Raw genomic sequence first — 19,330 nt, 5'->3', positions numbered from 1 at the left:
CCTTTTCATTTTGGCTGAAAGAAGAAAAAGGGTAATTAGAAACTAATGGTGGTGAACGAAATGACAAAAAAACTTCAAGGTATCCGCGCTATTTTAAACAAAGTAGTTCAAGCAACTGGTCAAGTTCGAAGGGGTCGAACTGTTGAGACTACGAATGGTGGCTCAGCTTCACCGAATGGTACATATGCATTCAAAGGTCCGAGCAACATTAAGCTCGAAAATCCAGTGAAATCAGTTGGTATGAAGTTATTTCTGATGTTTTTTGTAAGTATTCTGTTTTTCGTACTTACGGTAGGGATGATTTCCTATTCAGTTTCCAAAAGTGTTATTAAGAACAAGGTATCTGAATCTAGTTTACAAACGGTGACACAAGCAGGACAGAAGTTGGATTTCCTTTATCAAACTTTTGATGATGTTTCGCTGCAGATTATGCTTAATAAAGAGTTGCAAGAACTACTGGATAAGGTTCCAAAATTGGAAGCATCCTCCTATGAAGCACTGGATGTTACGCGTCAATTAACTGAGAAATTAAACGTAGTTACTTTCTCTAACAAATCAATTAAAACGCTTCATTTGTACCGTCCGGATGGTAAATTGATCGTTATTACAGGAGCTGGCGGCGCTCCAGCGACTGAGAATTCAGCAACAACGGAGTGGTTTAAACAAACTGTTGAAAACGCTGGTAAAGTAACATGGCTGGATAGTCAAGCCAAAGGTTACTCCAGCAGCTCTTCAAATACGTTTGCGATCAGCCGTCTGATGCGCAATACGTTAACGAATTCGTCAACAGCTGTTCTAGTCATAGAGCTTAGCACAGACATTTTGACGAAAGAGTTAGCCGGCATGTCTTTAGGGGATGACAGTAATGTCATCATTACGAATGCGGCGAATAAAAACATTGCGGTCAAAGATATGAGTAATGTTGGCAAAGAATCATCCGTTCAACTCACGAAAGAACAGATTGCAGAAGAACATGGTTCATTCATCACGAAAGATGATCACTTGGTAGCTTTCTACAAATCAGCTGTGTCGGGCTGGAACTTGGTTGGTGATATTCCGGTCAGCGCACTTGTAAAAGATGCAAAGAAAATTTACAATTACACGCTGCTTATCGCATTGTTTGCGGCTATCGCAGCGGTTATTATCGGTATTATCGTAGCTAGAATGATTGGAACTCCACTCATTAATCTGCGTAACTTGATGCAGCAAGGTGCCAAAGGGAAGCTGACGGTTCGTGCCAATTACAAGTCTCAGGATGAAATTGGGCAATTGGGCGCAAGCTTCGATGTGATGATGCAGCAGATTACGACACTTGTTCAACAAACGAGTACGTCTGCACAAGCGGTATTTGAAACAGCGCAAGAATTGACGAATTCCTCCAAGGTGACTGCTACAGCGGCAAGAGAAATTGCGGTAGCAACAGATGAGATTTCCAATGGTGCAGGCGGTTTGGCGACAGAGTCTGAGAAAGGCAATGAGCTAACTCACCATATTGGCATTCAAATGAAGCAAGTGATCGAGGCCAACCTTGAGATGGGAACTGCAGCAGCGGATGTACAAACTTCCAGTGAGCTTGGAACGAAGTATATGTCGGAGCTCATTTCCAAAACGAATCTGACGGAAGAAATGATTCGTTCCATGGTTGATAAAGTTGATCGCTTGAAAGATAGCACACGTTCGATCCGTAAGATCCTAGATGTACTGAACAACATGACGAAGCAAACGAACATCCTCTCCTTGAATGCGACGATTGAAGCAGCACGTGCTGGCGCAGCTGGCAAAGGCTTCATGGTCGTAGCAGATGAGATTCGTAAGCTAGCTGATCAATCGAAACAATCGATTGACGTAGTAGGACAAATTACCGAGACGATTCAACGAGAAATCGATGAAACGGTAAAGGTGCTTTCAACAGCAACACCAATTTTCCAAGAGCAAATTATGGCGGTGAAAGAAGCCGATACGATTTTCAAACAAGTAACGAATCATATGGGCGGCTTTATTGTTCAGTTGAGCACGGTTAGTGACTCCATTTCTACGCTGGAACAATCACAAGTAGTTCTGTCAGATGCAATGACAAACGTCAGTGCAGTTGCTGAGGAATCCTTGGCTACTTCCGAGGAAGTTGCTTCCTTAAGCTCCGAACAGCTAAGCATTAGTGATGGATTGGTGAAATTGTCGGACAAGCTGGATCTTCTGTCTCAATCACTTACCGATACATTATCCAAATTCGAAGTATAATAGCGAAGACGAGTCCACTCTCCATGAGGAGGGTGGATTTTTTTGTGTTTTCGCAGAGTAGAAGCGGTTTGATGTGTTGCTAGAATGCCGATACTGGAAGAAGCGACGGTTATTTTGGAAGTTCAAAGGGGTTCGTACAATGAGAGAAAGTAAATTATCTTCGATGGAAAAAAGGCGTATGTTTCTGATGCTTTTTTTGATTTTGCTCTTATTTCTTGGTATTTTTGGCAAGCTGTTCTGGATCCAAATTGTTGCAGCGGAAAGTTACTCATCTCGGGGAATCAATTTGGTGAAAAATTCTGTGATTCAGCGCCAACGCGCACTTGTTTTAGAAAGTGGGCGAGGTGAGATTCTAGATCGGAATCTCCAACCGCTGACTGGAAAAATTGTGAAAGCGTTAGTCGCCTTCCCAATCAATAGCGAATATGCGATGAATCAGCAGGAAGTGAGTCAACTCGCACGTATTTTGCAGACGAATAAAGACAGTTGGGTTGCTTTTGCTCGTAATTTGAAAGAGCCTCAAGTATGGGGAACGCAGGATGGGGGGAAGGCACTCTCCCTAAGCGCGCAACAAGTGAAAGAGATAGATGGGTTAGGTTTATCCAATGTGAAGGTTGTTGAAACGGAGGACCGTTATCCCACTGGCATGACGGCGCGGCAGCTAGTTGGCTTTATTGGACAAAATCCGGATCGTGTGATGCAAATCTACAGCTCGGATCTGGAAAAAGGGAGAGTTGCGCTGACTTCGAAAATTGGTGGGGCTGGCTTGGAGAAGTCGTTCGATGCATGGCTTCGCGGTGTAGGTGAAACTTCGATTTCATACTTCACAGATGCGGGGAAGAGACCGCTCGCGGGATTGGACGCACGGATGATTGCTCCGGATAATTCCTTTTACCCTGTGAAGTTAGTTACGACCTTGGATAGCCGCGTACAGCAGCAAATAGAAGGCTTAATGGATAAGCTGGGCATTCGTGAAGGTGCGGCAGTTGTGCAAGAAGTATCGCATGGCGATGTAATTGCTATGGCTAGTCGGCCAAACTATAATCCATTGCAAGTGGATCTTGCTAGTAAGAATTGGAGTAATTATGCACTCAAAGCGACGGCACCTGGTTCGATTTTCAAAACGATTGTAGCAGCAGCTGCGTTGGATGAGAAGGTAGTTACGCCAACGGAAACGTTTGATTGTGAAGGTGCGCTTGGGAAGTATGGCTTCACATGCTGGAGGAAAGACGGGCACGGGCCTTTAACCTTAGAAGAGGGCTTTGCGCAATCGTGTAATATTGTGTTTGCCAACGTCATGCAGCGTTTATCGCCCTCTCAATTAGAGGAGTATGCGAATAAATTAGGTGTTTTGAATGAAGTAGGTTGGACTGGGAAAACCGATACGAGGGATGTGTTTGCACAATTTGATTCCGAGGAGACAGGGCAATTATTTGCTGCACATACCCCTGAGAATGATGAAGGTGTTCTGATGCAAACGGCCATTGGACAACGGGACGTCCGTATGACCCCTCTACAAGCGTCGAATATGGTCGTGACCTTAATAAATGACGGGAAGGGTTTCTCGCCTCGTGTTGTGCAAGAAATTCGCTATCAAACGGGGCGTGAGATGGAGGCGTTTCCTGTTAAGTCTTTAGCTTCAAAGGATGGCAAAATATCAGCAGCAACCAGTCGTACACTCCTAAGTTGGATGCGGGAGGTTGTTACGGAAGGAACAGGTCAAGGCTTGCTAAATGCTAAGTGGAAGCTGGCGGGCAAGTCAGGGACAGCCCAGATTCAAAATGGCAACCAAGAGAAAGTGAATCAATGGTTTATTGGCTACGGCCCGGTGGAAAGTCCTAAGTATGCGGTTTCCGTTGTGATAAAAAATACGGACCCAACGGAAAGTAATAAGGCGATTCCTTTATTTAAAGGGATCATGGACATTTTGGCGAGCCAAGGGTTGTCAAACAGCAAATAACAGGTATGATGGAGGTTAAGCCTATTTGGCTGCCCATGCTGTTGATACAGACTAAACTCAGGAGACCTAACATTATGGCGACCCAACTGCCTTCATCCTTACGAATTCTTGACCGTTCAAATGACACGGAACCTAAACCCATTTTATATGCGTTTGCCTTAGAAGAGCTCCTATGCCGTGCGATTGGTCAATCAACACCACCCATCTTACATATTTGGCGGCACCCGAGGGCCTTCGTCATGGGGCTAAGAGATAGCAGATTGCCCAGCGCTGCGGAAGCAGACGAATGGCTGCGAAACCAAGGCTATGATACAGCCGTTCGCAACTCTGGAGGAGCAGCTGTGCCTTTAGATGCGGGAGTCGTTAATATTTCCTTACTGCTTCCAAAGGAAGCCGGAGATATGGAGCATCGCAAAGATTTTGATCTTATGGTCGAATTGATTCGAGAGGTGATGGCTTCCATTACGGATCGTATTGACCAAGGGGAAATTATTGGTTCATTTTGCCCAGGAGAATTCGATCTGAGCATTGGAGGACGTAAATTTTGCGGAATTGCACAACGCAGGCAACAGCTTGCCATTTCCGTACAAGCTTTCTTAATCGTTGAGGGCCGCGGCGAGGAGAAGGCTGCATTAGCTCGTGGTTTTTATGAGAGGGCTGCAGTATCAGCAACAAAGCACGATTATCCAATAGTCGTGCAGGAAAGCATGTCGAGCTTAGCAGAGTGTTTGCACCTTCCGTTGACAGCAGAGCAGTTTGTTGAGCAGTTACGGCAAGTGATGATCAGCCGAGGTATACAGCTTGCTCAAGCTGAGGAAATCGCCGGTTATCCCGACGAATCCCAGATTGAAGAGATGATTACGCTAATGAAGGACCGCTATGCCATCTCATCCTAAAAAATAATGCAGCGCCTCTGGTAATTCAACTTGCCAGAAGCCCCAAATATGCTTGCCAGGCTTCTCTATATAGTGAAGCGTGGCTTTTTTGTCTTGCAAAAATGTGTGCGTCAGTCTATTTTCTCGGACGAAATCGAAAGTTCCGCGCTCCGTAGTAACATCTGTTTCATCTGTTCCAATCAACATATAAATCTCTAGCCAGGATAAGTCGTCCTCTTGCTTGATTCGTTCGCGTGTAATGTCGAAAAATGCACCAGACAAGGATATAACTCGGCAAAAAAGGCTAGGATAATCTAAGGCGAGATGCAAGGAAACTGTTCCTCCAAGTGAATCTCCTGCAAGGATACGTTCGGCTCGCTCTGTTCGGACCGGATAACGACTCTCTACATAAGGGAGGAGCTCATCAGCGAAGAATTGACAGTAAGTATCGTGACGCTCTCCTTCAGGCGCATATTCGGATGTTCGATTCGTGTTATTCACGTCGACACCTACTACAATGGCAGGTTCCAAATCCTCATCTAGGATTAGCCGGGTCAGCGTTGTAGCAATCCGACCGAAATTGAAGAACTGTTCACCATCTTGACAATAAATCACTGGATAGGAGAGCAGCTCGTTATAGCCAGGGGGGAGATAGATCCGCAGGGGACGATTTTCTCCGAGCAGGCTCGAGGTTACTTCATCTTTTACAATAGTACGCTTATACAAACGGGAGTCGTCTAGCATCGTGGATCTCCTTCTCAATGGGGGTAGGTGTATTATAGCAGTTGTTGTTTCCCTTTAAACTGTATTATATATTTTGTTAAACTGTACTATTCACTGACAGTAAAAAAGGTGAGATACCCCGTCGTTGCTGGTGTACAATTCACCAAAACAGGATTATAATAATACTATAACAGAAGTCCAGATAGTAGGCACCAAAATCATATAAGAGGTGAAATGGTATGAGTAAGCCACTTGTCAGCCAAGCAAATTATGAAGTGACCACAGAAAAGGTTGAGCCATTGCAGGTTCTTGCTCCAGACGGCACGGTCGTAAATCCCGATAAAATGCCTAAGCTTAGCGATGAACAATTAAAAGAGTTAATGAGAAGAATGGTATTCACACGTGTATGGGATGAAAGAGCAGTTAATCTAGGTCGTCAAGGCCGTCTTGGTTTCTATGCACCTGTATCAGGTCAAGAAGCATCCATGATTGGCAGCGAATTTGCTTTGAATAAAGATGATTTCATTTGCCCAGGATACCGTGATATGCCGCAATTGGTATGGCACGGTCTTCCGCTTTATCAAGCATTCTTGTATTCCCGCGGACATCAGCATGGCGGACAAATTCCGCAAGACGTACATGTACTTATGCCGCAAATTATTATCGGCGCGCAAATTCTTCACGCAACTGGTGTAGCTATGGCATTCAAAAAGCGCAACCAACCGCGTGTAGCGATTACTTACACAGGTGACGGCGGAAGCTCTGAAGGTGACTTCTACGAAGGCATGAACTTTGCTGGAGCATTCAAGCTGCCTGTCATTTATTTTGTACAAAACAATGGTTACGCGATTACAACTCCTTATTCGAAACAAACAGGAGCACTTTCTGTTGCACATAAATCCGTTGCTGCGGGTATTAAAGGCGTGCAAGTAGACGGCATGGACGTTCTAGCTGTTGTTCAAGCTGTTACGGAAGCTGCTGAAAGAGGACGCAGAGGCGAAGGCGCTACATTGATCGAAGCGTTGACTTACCGTTTCCGCCCACATTCCTTAGCCGATGATACTACGAAATACCGTACCAAAGACGAAGAGTCCGATTGGGAGCCAAGAGATCCGCTTACACGTATGCGTTTGTTCTTGACGAAAAAAGGTCTTTGGAGCGAAGAAGAAGAAGCTGCAGTGAAAGAAGAAGCGAAAGCTACTGTTGCTGAGCACATCAAAAAAGCAGAAGAAACTGAGAAAATGACAGTCGCTGGTTTGATCGACTCCATGTTCGAAGTAACTCCATCTCACTTGGAAGAACAAAAAGAATCTTATAAATAGAGTAAACGTACGAAACAAGTTTTAACTTTAGGAGGCACAGAGTAGTCATGGCACAAATGACAATGATTCAAGCGATAAAAGACGCGATGCGCGTAGAATTAGAAAGAGATCCTAATGTTATTTTGTTCGGTGAAGACGTTGGTAACGTTGGTGGCGTATTCCGTGCGACAGAAGGTTTGCAAAAAGAATTCGGCGAAGAGCGCGTATTCGATACGCCTCTTGCTGAGTCCGCAATCGGCGGACTTGCGGTTGGTTTAGGCGTACAAGGCTTCCGCCCAATCGCTGAGATCCAATTCGTAGGTTTCATTTACGAAGCACTTGACCAAATTTGCGTGCAAGCGGCTCGTATGCGTTACCGTTCCGGTGGTCGTTATAACTCCCCAATCGTATTCCGTACGCCATTCGGTGGCGGTGTGAAAGCGGCTGAGCTTCATACAGATGCACTTGAAGGTCTACTTGTTCAAACGCCAGGGATTAAAGTAGTTGTTCCTTCAAACCCTTACGACGCGAAAGGGCTTCTAATTGCCGCTATTCGCGATAATGACCCTGTATTCTTCATGGAGCATTTGAACTTATACCGTGCTTTCCGCGGTGAAGTACCAGAAGGCGAATACACAGTCGAGCTTGGTAAAGCGAATGTTGTCAAAGAAGGATCAGATGTAACGATCATTACTTACGGCGCCATGGTTCATACATCCATGAAAGCTGCTGAAGAAATCGAAAAAACAGAAGGCGTGAAAGTCGAAGTTATCGACCTTCGTACACTTCTTCCATTGGATATCGATACAATTGTAACTTCCATCAAGAAAACGAATCGCGCGATTATCGTTCAAGAAGCGCAAAAAACATCTGGAGTAGCTGCAGAGGTTATTGCTCAAATTAACGAGAAAGCAATTCTTCATTTGGAAGCTCCGGTTCTGCGTGTTTCACCACCAGATACGGTTTATCCATTCGCACAAATCGAAGATGCTTGGTTGCCAAGTCCAGCAAGTGTTATTGCTGGAATTAAGAAAGTACTTGAATTTTAATTCACCCAGTCGAAGGTAACAGGAGGTCGTACACGTGGCATTGTTTGAATACAAGTTCCCAGAGCTTGGTGAAGGCATACATGAAGGCGAGATCGTGAAAATGTTAGTTAAAGCGGGTGACACCGTAACTGACGAAACGATTCTTATGGAAGTACAGAATGATAAAGCAGTCGTTGAGGTTCCTTGTCCTGTTGAAGGTAAAATCGTCAGCGTTGCAGTCAAAGACGGACAAGTCTGCACCATCGGTGAGCTTGTGATGACGATTGAAGTGACAGGCGAGATGCCTGCAGCTTCGATGCATCACGGTTCCAGCCACGCGGCACCAGCCGTGGCTGTAGCAACACCACCTGCAGCTGCGCCTGCTCCAGCAGCAGTAGCGGTAGCTGCAGCGCCTGTAGCCGCTGCTCCAGCACCGGTACCGCCAACGGGTGGCGCGGGCCGTGAAGTACTTGCGACGCCTAGCGTGCGCAAGCTGGCAAGAGAGAAAGGCATCACACTCGCAGAGGTGACGCCTACAGGGAAGCACGGCCGCGTAACACGCGAGGACGTGCTAGGCTTTACAGGAGCTGGCACAGCCGCTCCGGCAGCAACAGAAGAAGCTGCTCCAGCAGCAGCAGCTGAAACAACTGCACCTGCAGCTTCAGCACAGCAGGTAGTCGTTGGTGATCGCGTTGAAGAACGGATTCCATTCAAAGGCATCCGTAAAATTATCGCGAACGCGATGGTTAAATCCGTGTACACGGCTCCGCACGTGACATTAATGGATGAGATCGATGTGTCGGCACTTGTCGTTCTTCGTGAGCGTACGAAGCCGCTTGCTGAGAAAAAAGGCGTGAAATTGACGTACCTTCCGTTCATCGTGAAGGCGTTGGTAGCAGCTTGCCGTCAATTCCCGGTCATGAACGCAATGATCGACGAAGAGAAGCAAGAAATCGTCTACAAAAAATACTACAACATCGGGATCGCAACAGATACAGAAAACGGCTTGCTCGTTCCTGTTATCCATGATGCTGACCGTAAAAACGTATGGTCGATCGCTTCTTCGATCAAAGATTTGGCTACTCGCGGACGCGATGGCAAATTGGCGGCGAATGAGTTGAAAGGCAGCACCATCTCCATCACGAACATTGGTTCCGTTGGCGGTATGTTCTTCACACCGGTTATCAACTTCCCTGAAGTTGCGATCCTAGGTGCAGGCCGTATCACAGAGAAACCAGTTGTGAAAAACGGACAAATCGTTGCCGCACACGTTATGGCGCTTTCCTTGAGTTTCGATCACCGTATCGTAGACGGAGCGACAGCACAAAGCTTCTTGAACTACATCAAACAGCTTCTGGCTGATCCAGAGCTTCTTGTCTTGGAGGTGTAACACATGGTAGTGGGAGATGCTTCTTTAGATATAGATTTGTTAGTCATCGGTGCAGGCCCTGGCGGTTACGTAGCCGCCATTCGGGCTGCTCAGCTAGGCCAAAGTGTTCTTATTGTTGATAAAGACGCTTGGGGCGGCGTGTGTTTGAACCGTGGTTGTATCCCATCCAAAGCTTTGATCTCAGCAGCGCATACGTATGAGCACGCTCAGCATGCGGACAGCATTGGGATCTCCGTAGAGAATGTGAAAGTGGACTTTGCGAAGGTACAAGCATGGAAAAACAGCATCGTTGCTAAGCAAACTGGCGGCGTAAGCGCACTGCTGAAAGGCAACAAGATCCAAACGTTCCAAGGTGAAGCGATGTTTATCAACGAGCACGAAGCACGTGTGTTCAATGATGCAGAAGCACCGCGTTACCGCTTCAAAAACTGTATTATTGCAACAGGCTCCCGTCCGATTGAGTTGAAGGCTTTCCCTTACGGTGGAAGAATCATCTCTTCAACAGAAGCTTTGAACTTGCCTGAGATTCCAAAAAGCATGATCGTTATCGGCGGTGGCTATATCGGGATCGAGCTTGGTCAAACGTATGCGAAATTCGGTACAAAAGTTACTGTGTTGGAAGGCTCTGATCACGTGCTTCCAGGCTTCGAGAAAGAATTGACGAAGCTTGTTGCTAAGAACCTAGAGAAAGTTGGCGTAGAGGTTCATACCGAAGCGCTAGCGCAATCCTGCACGAAAACCGACAACGATGTTACTGTAACATTTACAGTTAAAGGCGAAGAAAAACAAGTGACTGCAGATTACGTTCTTGTAACTGTAGGTCGTCGTCCGAACACAGATGGCGAGCTTGGTCTAGACCTAATTAACTTGAAAATGACAGATCGCGGTCTAATCGAAGTTGATAACCAAGGTCGTACAAGCATTCCTCACATTTTCGCTATTGGTGATGTTGTTCCTGGTCTATCCTTGGCACACAAAGCTTCCTATGAAGCGAAAGTGGCTGCTGAAGCGATTGCTGGGCACGCAAGCATCGTAGATTACAAAGCTATGCCAGCTGTAGTCTTCTCCGATCCGGAAATTGCTGGTGTAGGTCTAAGCGAAACCGAAGCTAAAGCGCAAGGTATCAATGTTACTATTGGTAAATTCCCTTACGCGGCTAACGGACGCGCGAACTCTTTGAACGCATCTCAAGGCTTTGTGAAGCTTGTCGGCGACAAAGAAACGGGCCAATTGCTTGGTGGTCAAATCGTAGGTCCAGAAGCTTCAAACTTGATCGGTGAGCTTGCGCTTGCGGTTGAGATGGGCGCTAATCTGGAGGACATCGCACTTACGATTCATGCACATCCAACATTGACTGAAATGATCATGGATGCTGCTGAAGGTGCGCTTGGACACCCGATTCACCAGCTTGGCAAATAATTTGTAACTAGATTCATACGGTTTCTACACCTTTAGATAAAAGTCCCGGGAGCTTGGCTGCAAAGCCGCTCTACGGGACTCTTTTCATTAGTTAGGAAATATATGGATGCACGGATTGACGTCCCGAATCGGCTGCTTATATAATTTGAAGGAGTAAGTCATGTAAGTTAAAACGTTGGGAGCGTTGAACATGCATACACCGAAACCGATTGTCATCGGCCACCGCGGCGCGGCGGGGGAAGCCCCGGAGAATACGCTAGCTTCTTTTGCATTGGCCTTGGAGCAAGGCGCACAGGCGATTGAACTGGATGTTCATATCACGAAGGATGGCGAGATCGTTGTTTGCCATGACGGAACATTAGATCGAACAACGAATGGTACAGGACCTATTTGCAGTCAACTATGGGAAAACATTCAAAAGCTAGACGCGGGAACTTGGTTTTCGGAAAAGTTCAAGGGGGAACGCATTCCGCTTTTAAGCGAGGTATTTGATTTAGTGCCGCGTGGTACGCTGATCAATGTGGAAGTGAAGCATGCCTATGAAGGGCAAATGGAGAAGGCGCTTTTGGCTTTTCTGCAAGAGGCTAATCGCTATGAGGACGTCATTGTTTCTTCTTTTGACCATAAAGTTATTCAGCGCTTAAAGCGGGCAGAACCCGAGTTGAAGGTGGGCTTGCTGTATGCAGCGAATCTCATTAATCACGCGGAATATGCAAAACTGCTTGACGTCGATGTCTACTCTCTGCATCCCCATTATCATTTGATTGATGAAGCGGATACTGCTTTGGCCACGACAGATGGGTTGGCGGTCTACCCCTATACGGTGAATGAGGTTGCGGACTACAAAAAGATGATCGATGCAGGTGTCACTGGCATTATTACAGATTTCCCTAGCCGGTTGAGGGCGTATTTGAATACATAGCTAATAATAAATGGACCGAGGCATACACATGCTGAGGTCTTATTTCTTTTTCCTGCATACAATGACTATTGACAGACTCGAAAGAGATACCAATAGGGGGAATTCCCATGATCAAATGGATGTTCGTTGCGCTAGTAAGGCTTTTACTACCGAGCTTGCGTCTGTTTGTGCTGTTCGCCTTTAAGGTGAAAGTGACAGGCATGGAGAATCTCGTTATGACAGGAAAAACGGTACTTATCCCAAATCACGTATCGTTGTTGGATGCCGTGCTGCTCGCTTTGATTTTGCCTAAAGATGCGGCATTCGTTGTGAATACGATCATTGCGAAGCGATTTGCGTGGGTACTCCTCTTCAGGGCGCATATGACCGTGGATACTTCGAATCCATATGCCGTTCGTAAAATGCTGAAAACCATAGTAAGTGGAACACCGCTCGTTATTTTTCCAGAAGGACGTATCACGACGACAGGCGGGATGATGAAAATATACGGCGGCATTGGGTATCTTGCGCTCCGTTCTCAGGCGCGTATTGTGCCGATTGCAATCCAAGGTTTGGAGTATTCGAAGTTCTCTTATCTGAAAGGAAAAATAAAGCAACGATGGTTCCCTCGGGTGAATATTGCTTTTGGCGAAGCTTTTCAAATCCCAGCAGGGGATGAGCGGTACACACGAAAAGTTCAGAAGGAGCAAGCGACGGAAGCTATTCGCAATAAGTTGCTGCATCATTTGCTCCAAAGTCGACTCCAGCCAGAAATTAACTTATTCAACGAATTGCTATTGGCCGCTCAAAGGAACGGTCAAACTAAGGTTATTTGTGAAGATGTCCTAAGTAATACTGCATTGACCTATCGGAAACTGCAATTGTCTAGCTATACGTTGGCAGTTCCATTGGGGAAGCTTCTCCAGGGGCAGAAGCGAGTAGCTCTGTTGCTTCCCAATGCCGCGGGGCATGTGGTGACGTTATTTGCGCTATTTCGATTAGGCCTTACACCGGCGATATTGAATTACTCTGCCGGCAGGCAGGCTATGTTGGATGCTTGTGAAACAGCCGAAGTGAACTTTGTGCTGACGTCCAAGGTATTTATCGAGAAGGCGGGACTTTCGGAATTTATCCAAACAGCTAGTAGTTCCTTCAAGCTTATTTATCTCGAAGATGTGAAGGAAGCGCTAACTTTACAAGAGAAGCTAAGTGGTTTGTTCAACTTTTTGCAGCGGAAGAAAGGGCCTGTGGGTGCTGGTCAGAATGAAGTCGTTCTATTCACCTCAGGCAGTGAAAGTAAACCGAAGGGTGTCGTCCTGACGCACCGAAATATATGCGCGAATTTACAGCAAGCGAGGCTTGTTATAGCCTTTAATTGTTCAGATAGCGTGCTTGGCAGCATGCCAATGTTTCACTCGTTCGGGTTGACAGCGGGGACGATGCTCCCGATTCTTTCGGGAGTGAAGCTGGTTTTATATCCCAATCCTTTGCATTACAAAGTGATTCCAGAGCTCGTGTATGACCGGAATATTACGATCCTATTCGGTACGTCAACGTTTCTAGGCGCTTATGCGAGAACGGCACATCCTTATGATTTTGCCCATTCGTTGCGATATGTCGTAGCGGGTGCGGAAAGGCTGAAAGAAGAGGTCCGTCAAATTTGGCAGGATAAATTCGGGATTCGAATTCTGGAGGGCTATGGTACGACGGAGACAACACCTGTTATTTCATTAAACACACCGATGTACACGAAGAAAGGCTCCGTCGGCAAATTGCTGCCAGGGATTGAAGCCGTGGTGGAAGAAGTGGAAGGGATTGCAACAGGTGGACATTTGCTCGTTAAAGGTCCGAATGTGATGAAAGGGTATTTGATTCATAGCCAGGGCTTCGTTCCTGCTTCGGAGTGGTATAGCACCGGGGATATTGTTACCTTGGACGAACAAGGGTACCTGTTCATTCAGGCACGTTTGCAGTCTTTTGCTAAAATAGGTGGAGAAAAAGTATCGCTTCTTATGGTGGAAGAGCTCGTATCCAAGAATTTAGCGGCACCTGCGGTCTGCGCTGCGGTACATGTGCCTGATCGGCGAAAAGGCGAGCGAATCATTGTTTTTCACACCAGCAAGGTGAGTCCTCTTGAAGCGCTTCGCGAGTCGATGAGACAGGAGGGGCAGCCCGCGATTTATATGCCTTCTGAGCTTCGGTTTATTGAGAAGCTGCCGCTATTGGGGAGCGGGAAGATTGACTATGTGACATTGAAACAATGGGCACTGATGACGAGTGGTGTCGCGCAGATAGATGAAGATAATGAAGATAAACCCACAGCTTAAGCTGTGGGTTTTGAACGGATGACGGAAATGGCAGCAGGGATGAGTTCGATTTGCAGGGGCGTGGAGCCAGCGAACTCCCCATCTGCTTGGACAAGCAAGGGCTTCTCTGTTCGAATGGAGATGGATTTTCCTTTATAGAAGGATACAGCGGGATGCTGGGTGTGCTTCCCTTGGTACACCGTGAGAAGAACCGGCAGGAGGCGAATGCGGCCTTTACTTTGAATAACAACAACATCAGCCATACCGTCGGTTGGACTTGCTGTCGGACAAATTTGAATCGAACCTCCGTAAAATGGAATATTCGCTACGGCTGCCAGCCACATGTCAGGTAGCTCAGTTACGCTGCCGTCTACTTCTAACCATGCAGTCGAAGGCTGATAGGTTGCGAACACACGGAGTATAGAAATAAAATAGGATAGTCTGCCTAGTCCTAGTCGGTTTAAAAGCTTTTTGTAGCTGGCTTCGTTCGTAAGTTTGGCAACCATCCCATCAAAGCCTGCACCAATGCTATTCACAGCCACTTGGTTTTGAATTGCATGAAGAAGATCAATTTGCACCATGCTGGGAGCGGTTAGTGCGATTTGCAGGGCTTCAAGCGGATGACTAGGTATGCCATAGGCTTTGGCAAAATCATTGCCTGTCCCTGCTGGAATAACCGCAATGGGGCAAGTTACTCCCTTCTTTTGAAGCTGCCAAACCCCGCCTACCGCTTCATGAATGGTACCATCACCACCAATGACAATAATACGCTGAACGTGATGCTCTTGGATCAGCGTTATGGCATGTTGCGTCGCTTCACCTGCTTGCGTTGTTAATTTTGCTAGATAAGAGATTTGTTTCGCTTGGAGGTAGGATTGAATTTCTCCCCAGATGTTAGCTCCTCTGCCATTGCCTGAAAGCGGGTTCACGATGACTCCGATTGATTCCATGTGTATATGCCCCTTATCTTTTTATTGAAGTGGTAGTATTTGGTAGGAGGAATGATAGTTGTAATAAGGTTTTAGATGAATTTTTCTTTACATAAGGGGCACTGTTTTGTAAAATAAACCATAGGTAAATTAAATTATTCTTATGTTAGGTTTCATGCCATGAGAAAGACTGCTTTGTGATTTACACTCGGGGGGGAGAATGGGTAACATTGAAATTCGAATCAAAAGTGAACAGCATGCATAGCACAGGAAAGCTCAACGTCAACCTGTCCATCCTTCGTAATCTGAAACTTCGTTTTAAATTGCTGTTCATGAATGCGATAGCCATCTTATTCTTATTAATTGTTGGGATTACTGGCTATCATTATATGGACAAGATGTCTAGTAATTCTACTAGAATGTACGAGGAAAGTCTGCTATCTGTCAAATGGATTAATCAATTAAAAACAAATTTCAATGAAACCGAATCTAATTTGCTTGAAATGATGTTGTCTACGGATGTGAAATATAAGGCCAAGCTCAAAGCAAAGTTAGATGAGAACTCCGGTACAAATAAAGATTTAGTAACGAAAATCGCGGGGATTGCACTGAATGCGGAAGAATCAGGAGCCTTCAAAAGCTTTGAGGAGCTGAATCTGAAATATCGTGAAGTCGTCACCAAAACCATTGATCAAGCGACGCAAAATAATCAAGTGGCTTATCAGGTTTACAACAATGAAGTATCCCCACAAGGGGATAAGACGGTAGAAGCGTTGGATAAGCTCGTCGGGCTCAAGGAATCCGCGGCTGAACAATTCCAGAAATCGAGTAGCTCGGATTCGGCGACTTCTCATTGGGTCATCATTTTAACGATTATCATCGCGATTGTTGTGATGACTTTGGGTGCTCTAACGTTGAACATGATCATCTCTACGCCAATTCGCAAGCTCCAAGAAAGCATGGAGAAAGCAGCCGGTGGTGATTTGTCGGTTACAATGGACTACCCTTATGAGGATGAGGTAGGTAAATTAACCAATTCTTTTAATGTGATGACGGGGAGCTTACGCAGCTTAGTTATGCAGATCTCAGATAATGCGTTAACCCTATCTGCGAGCTCAGAAGAGCTTCTGGCAAGCTCGGAGCAAAGCTCGATGGCAGCGAAACAGGTTGCTAGTTCGAGTCAGCAGTTGTCGGAAGATTTCGATAAGCAATTTGCTGGTGTTACGCAAGCGAATGAGGCCGTTGGTCTGATGCTAACAAGCACGAAGCAAATTGATGAGTCCGCGCAAGTAGTAGCCAATCTTGTGAATCAGGCGACGAGAGCCGCTAAGAATGGTAAGCAGTCCGTCGTATCAATTGCGGGTCAGATGTCTGAGATCTCAGAAGCCGTTCGCGACGTTAATGTGGTTATTGAAGCACTGGGCAAAAATGCACATAAAATCGGTGAAATCGTCAATGTCATTAATGAGATTTCGACGCAGACGAACCTGCTTTCATTGAACGCAGCGATTGAAGCGGCACGCGCGGGGGAAGCTGGACGTGGCTTCGCGGTCGTTGCTGGGGAAGTACGTAAACTTGCGGAGCAGTCGTCCACTTCCGCGCGTAACATTACGGATCTGGTGTCGACGATCCAAAGACAGATCAATCAAGCCGTAAGTTCCATGCATACGGGTGCAGGGAAAGTGCAAGAGGGATTGACGATATCGGAGGAAGCGCAAGAATCGTTCGTACATATCGAGACTTCGGTCGAGAAGGTAAATACGAAAGTGGGAGATGTGAATCAGAGCATTCACCAACTCGTGGAAGCGAACTTGCGCATCGAGCAAGTGATGCGCATTGTGAGCTCCGTTTCGGAGACGGGGATTTCCGTCAGCCAAGAGACATCGGCTGCGAGTCAGCAGCAAATGTCGACCACGGAGGAAATCGAGAATTCCGCGAAGTCCCTAGCAGGACTGGCGGAGGAATTGCAAATTTCGTTGCAGAAATTTAAGGTGTAGATGAGGACCCGCGGGCATTGTGCCTGCGGGTTTTTGGTTTGTCGCTGTAGAGCTTTGAAAAACACGCTTACAGCGGGAGAGCGGCGGGAAATCCGCCGCAAGTCATGCTGGTAGTGATGAAAAACATCACTACCAGCAGCGGCAGAGGGTGAACTTGACACTATAGTGATGCAAAACATCACTATAGAAGGTGTAGCGGGTCGAATGCGCCGCAAGTCATGCTGGTAGTGATGAAAAACATCACTACAGCAGCGGCAGAGGGTGAACTTGACACTATAGTGATGAAAAACATCACTATAGAAGGTATAGCGGGTCGAATGCGCCGCAAGTCATGCTGGTAGTGATGAAAAACATCACTACAGCAGCGGCAGAGGGTGAACTTGACACTATAGTGATGCAAAACATCACTATAGAAGGTGTAGCGGGTCGAATCCGCCGAAGTCATGCGCACTAACCCATCATTTGCTGAAGTATTTCAGCTGTAAGGCGGTAGCATCTGATCCGTTGAGTCCCTTTTCCTGAGGGTTCAAGCATGTTTTTCTCATGCATGACCTTGAGCAGTTGTCGTGCTTTTTGAGCTTCGATAGAGAGTACTTGGCATACATCTTGAGTTGTAAGGGAGCCTTCACTTTTTAACGCATAACGCAAGACTTCCTTCTCCACGTAGCTCATCGATTCGATTGAACCATCGTTCATGCCCAGATAGCGGCCCATGAATTGTTGTAGGACCTGTTGGCACATGCGGGGGCGATCTTTGATATCATCGTAGGAGAAACGGAGTATTCGCCATCCATCGATGATAAGGTGGTTCTGACGAAGCAGCTGATCTGAGAATTGGGAGCGGCTAATTTGCGAGGCGTGTGTTACGAATCCATCAATTTCTATAGCAAGTTTGAGGGTATGTTTGATAAAAGCAAAATCAATGAATCTGGTTCCATCTCGGAAGTCTTTCACTTCATATTCGGGATGAAGATCATTAAAATGTTTAAAGGCAAGCCACCACACCTGCAAAAGAAATAATTTCTCGGCATGACTGTGGCCCTCCAGCAGCCTGCGAAGAGAGTCACCTTTTCGAGTAGATGCGTGGTAAGCGATAAATCCATCATGTGCCACTTCAAATTCTATTTTCACAGGGATACCTCCTTGAAATAAATAAAGCCGCTTCTCTAATTCAGACTAGGCTGAATTAAGAAAAGCGGCGTATTCTTTACGACCAACTATTTCTATATAGTAGCACACACGCACCGTATATCACCACCGTATTGACACGCATGTACAATTATTATATAATATTAAAGTTGATTGAAATGAAACCATATAAACACTTCATATTTAGCCTCATTTACCCCACACGAACGATTAGCGAGAAGAAAGTAACCCCCTCTCCTTGTTTGTTTTTCTCCCAATGCGCAGTCCATCAGCTCATTTATGGTAAACCCGAGGCAACGTAAGTGTTTCGGCAGTAAGTGTTTGTAACGCAATTCGCACTGGCGCGGTCATTGGAGCCGCAAGGATGAAAGAGAGGTAGGGCTTTCATTGTTTTGATTCCAACACATGAATTACGCAATTTCATAGAGATCAATTGATTTTAGATAAATCGTTTTCGTGCTGATTCGGTGCGGGAACGATTTTTTATGTTGTTCGTTTTATCTTGCAGTTTTCTGATAGAAAGCGTCAAATTGCTGGTGAATTTTGCTATGTTCCTTTACAATAAAATCAAATCAACCAAAGGTTTGTTAATGATAGCAGCAAGTATTTTTGATTACGATATCTAGTCTCAATTACCGTGCAACTATATATAGAAAGAGGCGTAGAACCGATGGTCGAACAAGCCTTTGAACTAAGAACAACCTGGTCAGGCGGCCTTGATGGCACAGGTCATATACAAGCGGAGGGCTTCCAAACGCCCATTTCCGTCCCTAGACAATTTGACGGGCCCGGAGTGGGAACGAATCCGGAAGAAATGCTCCTCGGTGCCGCGGCAACCTGTTATATCATTACACTGGGCACGCTGCTCAAACGAGAAGGAATCGTATCCCTAGAGCTCAACTCCCACATCTATGTCCAGAATCGACCGACTATGAAAGTGAATGCGATTATACACCGTCCCCTCATCTCAGTGCCATCTGATACAACTGAAGCGCAATTGGATAAAATAAGCAAAGCTGCATTCCGCGCTGAACAAACTTGTATGATTAGCAAAGCTTTGAGAGGCAATGTGCAAATTAGCGTTGAGCCTGAGATTCGTATCTTGGAAGCATAG

At 46.1% G+C, this 19,330-nt stretch carries 14 protein-coding genes; 11 read left to right on the top strand and 3 right to left on the bottom strand.

The features are described from left to right. The first annotated feature begins 60 nt into the window (after positions 1 to 60). The 3 genes from AC58QG_RS29145 (at position 61) to AC58QG_RS29135 (ending at position 5,094) form a co-directional block, all read left to right on the top strand. The gene (locus AC58QG_RS29145) at positions 61 to 2,238 is read left to right on the top strand and encodes a methyl-accepting chemotaxis protein (RefSeq protein ID WP_497365580.1); all 2,178 of its coding nucleotides are present in this window, start codon (positions 61 to 63) and stop codon (positions 2,236 to 2,238) included. A gap of 139 nt (positions 2,239 to 2,377) precedes the next feature. Continuing rightward, positions 2,378 to 4,198 carry a peptidoglycan D,D-transpeptidase FtsI family protein gene (locus AC58QG_RS29140; protein ID WP_497365579.1) on the top strand — a complete coding sequence of 607 codons (1,821 nt, stop codon included), beginning with the start codon at positions 2,378 to 2,380 and terminating at the stop codon, positions 4,196 to 4,198. A gap of 74 nt (positions 4,199 to 4,272) precedes the next feature. Further along, positions 4,273 to 5,094 carry a lipoate--protein ligase family protein gene (locus AC58QG_RS29135; protein WP_497365578.1) on the top strand — a complete coding sequence of 274 codons (822 nt, stop codon included), beginning with the start codon at positions 4,273 to 4,275 and terminating at the stop codon, positions 5,092 to 5,094. Here the strand turns inward: AC58QG_RS29135 and AC58QG_RS29130 are convergent. Next, entirely contained in the window at positions 5,086 to 5,817 is a 732-nt protein-coding gene (locus AC58QG_RS29130; RefSeq protein ID WP_497365577.1) for an alpha/beta hydrolase, read from the bottom strand. The genes AC58QG_RS29135 and AC58QG_RS29130 overlap by 9 nt on opposite strands. Before the next feature lie 218 nt (positions 5,818 to 6,035). On the opposite strand from AC58QG_RS29130, the gene pdhA reads away from it, so the two are divergent. From pdhA to AC58QG_RS29100, 6 genes are all read left to right on the top strand, one after another. After that, positions 6,036 to 7,118 (top strand): pyruvate dehydrogenase (acetyl-transferring) E1 component subunit alpha, encoded by a 1,083-nt coding sequence (gene pdhA, locus AC58QG_RS29125; protein ID WP_497365576.1) that lies wholly within the window; start codon positions 6,036 to 6,038, stop codon positions 7,116 to 7,118. Positions 7,119 to 7,165: 47 nt separating this feature from the next. Then, positions 7,166 to 8,146: an alpha-ketoacid dehydrogenase subunit beta gene (locus AC58QG_RS29120; protein ID WP_497365575.1), complete on the top strand. Its 981-nt coding sequence runs from the start codon at positions 7,166 to 7,168 to the stop codon at positions 8,144 to 8,146. Between the two features lie 34 nt (positions 8,147 to 8,180). Next, on the top strand, positions 8,181 to 9,515 hold the full coding sequence (locus AC58QG_RS29115) for a dihydrolipoamide acetyltransferase family protein (RefSeq protein ID WP_497365574.1): 1,335 nt from the start codon (positions 8,181 to 8,183) through the stop codon (positions 9,513 to 9,515). Between the two features lie 3 nt (positions 9,516 to 9,518). Continuing rightward, positions 9,519 to 10,934 carry a dihydrolipoyl dehydrogenase gene (lpdA, locus tag AC58QG_RS29110; RefSeq protein WP_497365573.1) on the top strand — a complete coding sequence of 472 codons (1,416 nt, stop codon included), beginning with the start codon at positions 9,519 to 9,521 and terminating at the stop codon, positions 10,932 to 10,934. Between the two features lie 190 nt (positions 10,935 to 11,124). Continuing rightward, on the top strand, positions 11,125 to 11,856 hold the full coding sequence (locus AC58QG_RS29105) for a glycerophosphodiester phosphodiesterase (RefSeq protein WP_497365572.1): 732 nt from the start codon (positions 11,125 to 11,127) through the stop codon (positions 11,854 to 11,856). Positions 11,857 to 11,963: 107 nt separating this feature from the next. Beyond that, positions 11,964 to 14,162, top strand: coding sequence for an AMP-binding protein (locus AC58QG_RS29100; protein ID WP_497365571.1), 2,199 nt, complete (start codon positions 11,964 to 11,966; stop codon positions 14,160 to 14,162). On the opposite strand, the gene AC58QG_RS29095 is transcribed toward AC58QG_RS29100, so the two are convergent. Then, positions 14,159 to 15,091, bottom strand: coding sequence for a diacylglycerol/lipid kinase family protein (locus tag AC58QG_RS29095; protein WP_497365570.1), 933 nt, complete (start codon positions 15,089 to 15,091; stop codon positions 14,159 to 14,161). The two genes, AC58QG_RS29100 and AC58QG_RS29095, sit on opposite strands and share 4 nt — an antisense overlap. A gap of 209 nt (positions 15,092 to 15,300) precedes the next feature. Between AC58QG_RS29095 and AC58QG_RS29090 the strand changes: the two genes are divergently transcribed. Beyond that, positions 15,301 to 17,067, top strand: a complete 1,767-nt coding sequence (locus AC58QG_RS29090) for a methyl-accepting chemotaxis protein (RefSeq protein ID WP_497365569.1) — start codon at positions 15,301 to 15,303, stop codon at positions 17,065 to 17,067. Between the two features lie 450 nt (positions 17,068 to 17,517). Here AC58QG_RS29090 and AC58QG_RS29085 read toward each other — a convergent pair whose 3' ends face one another. Continuing rightward, complete coding sequence (locus AC58QG_RS29085; protein WP_497365568.1) at positions 17,518 to 18,198, bottom strand: DUF559 domain-containing protein; 681 nt, start codon at positions 18,196 to 18,198, stop codon at positions 17,518 to 17,520. A 688-nt stretch (positions 18,199 to 18,886) separates the two neighbouring features. Between AC58QG_RS29085 and AC58QG_RS29080 the strand changes: the two genes are divergently transcribed. Continuing rightward, positions 18,887 to 19,330, top strand: coding sequence for an OsmC family protein (locus tag AC58QG_RS29080; RefSeq protein WP_497365567.1), 444 nt, complete (start codon positions 18,887 to 18,889; stop codon positions 19,328 to 19,330).

This window comes from Paenibacillus sp. J22P169 (assembly GCF_059691995.1).
This window is presented reverse-complemented; position numbering and strand designations above follow the sequence as displayed.